The sequence below is a fragment of the Pseudomonas sp. 2822-17 genome (genome assembly GCF_002742485.1).
Taxonomy (GTDB): domain Bacteria; phylum Pseudomonadota; class Gammaproteobacteria; order Pseudomonadales; family Pseudomonadaceae; genus Aquipseudomonas; species Aquipseudomonas cyclaminis.
The window spans coordinates 1-429 of sequence record NZ_LJRZ01000266.1; the positions used below are offsets into that span (position 1 = coordinate 1).

Annotated in this window: 1 protein-coding gene; it reads left to right on the forward strand. The window is 34.0% G+C overall.

Annotation, left to right across the window (positions count from 1 at the left end; all coding sequences use genetic code 11):
• Positions 1-200, forward strand: a 200-nt coding sequence (locus AOA60_RS33280; protein ID WP_099583259.1) for an antibiotic biosynthesis monooxygenase, incomplete at its 5' end; no start/stop codon positions are given.
• Positions 201-429 lie beyond the last annotated feature (229 nt).

Sequence of the window (429 nt, forward strand, 5' to 3'; positions counted from 1 at the left end):
GGTATATAAATCATGAATTGCAACGTTGTATGGAAGTGAAAGGGAAATATTTGTTGTTGGTAAAATGGGAAACGATAGAGGATCACGAAATTGGTTTTCGCCAATCAGAAGAGTATCAGGAATGGAAGAAACAGTTGCATCATTTTTATGACCCATTTCCAACAGTGGAGCACTTCCAAAAAGTTAATGTTACCTGGTAACGTTGCACTTATCCAACTTACATAAAATGTATATCTTGTGGTCGATGCATTATTAAAACACTGTAAAATAAGCGTTTTGACTTTATGGATTATACCAATATATTTGTGCGTAAGAAACATTACCTGGTAACGGTATGTATAAGGAGGAAACCTTTTATGATAATTAAACTTCGTAAGTTTGAACGAGCGGATTTTTAACAATTAATTAGTTGGATTGACTCTCCAGAGT